The sequence below is a fragment of the Candidatus Zixiibacteriota bacterium genome, from assembly GCA_035380245.1.
Taxonomy (GTDB): Bacteria; Zixibacteria; MSB-5A5; order GN15; family FEB-12; genus DAOSXA01.
The window spans coordinates 1-3,718 of record DAOSXA010000022.1; the positions used below are offsets into that span (position 1 = coordinate 1).

At 42.8% G+C, this 3,718-nt stretch carries 4 protein-coding genes and 1 pseudogene; 4 read left to right on the forward strand and 1 reads right to left on the reverse strand.

Annotation, left to right across the window (positions count from 1 at the left end; all coding sequences use genetic code 11):
• Window positions 1-136, forward strand: a 136-nt coding sequence (locus tag PLF13_14970) for an IS982 family transposase (protein ID HOP08572.1), incomplete at its 5' end; no start/stop codon positions are given.
• A 30-nt stretch (window positions 137-166) separates the two neighbouring features.
• Here the strand turns inward: PLF13_14970 and PLF13_14975 are convergent.
• Window positions 167-976, reverse strand: a pseudogene (locus PLF13_14975) (IS1595 family transposase).
• A 296-nt stretch (window positions 977-1,272) separates the two neighbouring features.
• Here PLF13_14975 and PLF13_14980 point away from each other — a divergent pair.
• The 3 genes from PLF13_14980 to PLF13_14990 form a co-directional block, all read left to right on the forward strand.
• Window positions 1,273-1,914: a porin family protein gene (locus PLF13_14980; GenBank protein HOP08573.1), complete on the forward strand. Its 642-nt coding sequence runs from the start codon at window positions 1,273-1,275 to the stop codon at window positions 1,912-1,914.
• Between the two features lie 193 nt (window positions 1,915-2,107).
• Complete coding sequence (locus PLF13_14985) at window positions 2,108-3,190, forward strand: histidine kinase (GenBank protein HOP08574.1); 1,083 nt, start codon at window positions 2,108-2,110, stop codon at window positions 3,188-3,190.
• Between the two features lie 10 nt (window positions 3,191-3,200).
• Window positions 3,201-3,718: response regulator (locus PLF13_14990; GenBank protein HOP08575.1), on the forward strand; the 518-nt coding region annotated here is incomplete at its 3' end.

Genomic DNA, 3,718 nt, shown 5'->3' on the forward strand with positions numbered 1-3,718 from the left:
ACATTCAAGGCATCGTTCCACACATAATTTCATCATGAACATAATTGCTGCATTGGTGGCATATTGTTTCTTTCCCAAAAAGCCTTCAATCAAATTTGAAGTGGAAAAGTCAAGTCAATTAACCATTTGGGGATAATATGTTATCCCGAACTCACGTTAATTATGATTATCCGCAATAGTTCCTATTGTAAATTCTTGATTTGAAATCAGGCGCATACGATACGACGGCTATCAAGAGCCTGTCAAACTGGTTTTCGCCGAAGTAACGCCTGTTGAACTTGTAACAGAACTGATTGAGGTAGTATTATAAATATTCGGGTTTTACCTTGTAATACACGCCCAAGATCTGTAGTTTGGCATTGCTGATCGCGGTGTGTACCCAAGGCAGCACATTCGGCAGCTCCTCGTGTGTAACAACGGATGCAGTGTGCGAGTGGACATGCTCTTTCAATTTAGTGTAAGAAGTTGAATCATCGGTGGTCAGATCCGCCGCGCTTTCAACATGCTCTTTGACATTCTTTGTGATTGTATCGGTTTTCAACTCGTTGATGACTTTCATCTTCAGGTATCTGACCTTCTTGGGTTTCTTACCCGGTTTGGGGTTTTCAACCGTTTTGCTTTCAGCCATCACCAGGACCTTGGTCTTTTTTTGGCTTCCGCGGCCGCGTTTCAACGGTTTCTCCTTCTCTTCAACGGATATCTCGGCGAAAAAGGAGCCCTTGGTCGCTGTGAGCAGGTGCATGGCCACGAACCAGTAACGGTATGGCAGGTTGGAATGCCGCATGACAGTGCTCGAACGCAGCGTATGGCGCGCTTGACAACGCTTGCATTCGTAGGCCTGTTTGTTTTCCAGCCAATAATGCTCCTTACAATTACAACGACGACAGGTAACTCCCATTTGGTCTCTTAGTTGTTTGAATTTTTTCCGACAGGTTTCCTCATCGGGGTAATTTATAGCAAAATCCAGGATATTCATAATTTGAAACACTACTTGTCTACAGTGTATACATGTTGAATATCAGCGGATTGTGCAAGCATTTATGAACTTATTTATAACTATTTTCCCGCTAAATTCTTTAGGAATAACTGCGGATATACATTTTTGATTATATTTACAGATGTCGTTTCAGTATTGGTTTTTCACATTTCAAGCCTCTGATTTTTCGGTTGGATACTTTTTTTGTATCTGGCATGATATCGTGTACTACTTTTGTGTCGTCAGGCTTGAAGAGAAGAACAGCCAAAATTTGTCCAAATTTAAATATTGAAACAATGAAGAAAAAAACAATTTTAGTAAGTTTAGTTACCCTTATAACCATAGGGATAACAAGTGTAAATGCACAAACACCCATCTATTGGGGTGTGAAAGGTGAAATGAATCTGTCGAACTTTTTACTGAGCGACTTCGATCATCTGTCGAGTAAAATGAAGGTGGGCCCTAATTTAGGCGGATTCATGAGAGTCGAATTGCACGAGAATTTTGCACTTCAACCGGAACTGTCGTTTTTCTATAGAAATGCTAAAATGGAAGCTCTCTCGGAAGATGACACATTCAAGCAGTGGGGAATGCAACTCCCGGTATATGCTTTAGGTCAATACAGAACCTATAACGGATTATTCTATGGAGGTATTGGGCCATTCGTAGGATTGGGTTTTGATGCAAGACTTGATGATCTGGACATAGACCTGTATAAAGAAGTGGCGGGGAAAACGCCTATGAACCGTTGGGACTTTGGTCTCGGGCTCTTGCTGGGATATGAGTTCAACAGTGGTTTGCAACTGAACGCAGGGTACCAGTTCGGACTGGTTAATCAGGCGGACGAGTTGACCGCTTTGAAAAATGTAATCAACGGCTCGGACGATGCTAAAATGCGGACACAAACTGTGAACGTAGGCATAGGATATCGTTTCTGACAAAAGCGCAGAACGTTTGAACCCAAAGAGATTGTCTCAAGATCCGGCCATAGAGGTCGGAAATGAACCCTGAGTCGATTTTTTCGATCCCGATGGACATCCGCCAGATAACAGATGTTCATCGGGTTTTTTCTCTCTCTCTCTTTTTCCGTACATTTGTAAGTCTGTTATAATAGAAACGGTAATTGAAAAAATGAAACAACGAAAAGAACGGTTTTTTATCCTCAGTTACGATAAAAAAACGGCGCTCACCGCGGCGGTTATCATCAGTTTTATCCTGGCTTTCGTCATGCTGTCGTCGTCGATGTACTACACCATATCGTTAAATAAAAAAAGTGAGATAGGGCTGGTTGATATCATCACACCGGAGTCTGTTGTCACGCTGCTGGTCAATACGCTGGTTTTCTATTTTCTTTTCCGACTGCAATTTTGGGCGATAACACACTTCCTGAACCGGCCGTATAAAATGTGGCTGCTCTTGCTGGGCCTGTTTGTGGTGATTATCTTCCTGAGTCCCCTCTTTTCACAGATGCAGTGGTGGTGGTTTCGCGGTGAAGTATCGCCCGGAGCCTATTCTACATTGCACTATGTGAAAGACTTTATTATCCTTATCATCTCTTTTCTCTTTACGATGTTGATCTATTTTATCAATCAGAATCAAAAGAGAGTGACCGAAAATCAACACCTCGTTTTAGAGAATCTGCAAAACAGATACAATGCGCTTAAGAACCAGACGGATCCGCATTTCCTGTTCAATTCGCTGAATACGTTGAACGGGCTGATCGGGTATGATGACCAACGTGCCAGGGATTATGTCGAACAACTTTCCCATGTGTTCCGTTATACGATGCAGAACAGGGTGGTGTCCCGATTGTCCGATGAGTTGGAGTTTGCAGAGTCGTATATCTACCTGATGAAGATCCGGTATAGCGACGGATTGGATGTGCAAATACGTGTCGACGATGAGAAAAAGGGATATTATATGATTCCGTCAGGACTGCAGGTACTTATTGAGAACGCCATCAAACATAATGTCGTAAGCCGGAGAAACCCGCTTCGTATCGTGATTGAAACCCTCCCGGATGACAGGGTGCGTGTGGAAAATAATCTGCAGATAAAAACCGGGGAGAAGGTAAGTAACGGCCTGGGACTGTCTAATCTGAACGAACAATGCAGATTGATATTCGGAAAAGAGATTATTGTCAGTTCTGCCGACGGAGTATTCTCTGTTGAGATCCCGCTCATAAAAGATAGGGGTATCTATAAATATACATAAAGGCATTTCGATGAAAGTAGTAATTGTAGAAGATGAGTTTGTTGCCGCACAAAACCTGGAGCGGATGATACAGGCGGTGGATGGAAGTATGGAAATTCAGGCCGTGCTGCAAAGTGTGGAGGAGTCTGTAGAGTGGTTTTCGTTGAACGCTTCTCCCGATGTTGTTTTCATGGATATTCATTTGGCCGATGGTGATGTTTTCTCGGTTTTCGAGGAAGTTGAAATCCTTAGTCCCATTATCTTTACTACCGCATACGATGAATATGCATTAAAGGCATTCGACGTAAACAGTATCGATTATCTGCTGAAGCCGATCAACAGGCAGAATCTTGAGAAGGCCCTGAACAAGCTCACTTCATTGACCTCTCAACAAAATAACAGGGAGCTTGTCTCGCAAATTATGCAATCGATGCATGAATCGAAGATACCCTATAAGAGGCATTTCCTCATTCCGAATAAGGACAAGCTTACCCCGCTAGATAATCCGGAGCATACCCACCCACTTTCCGGAAATAAATCCTGGATCCA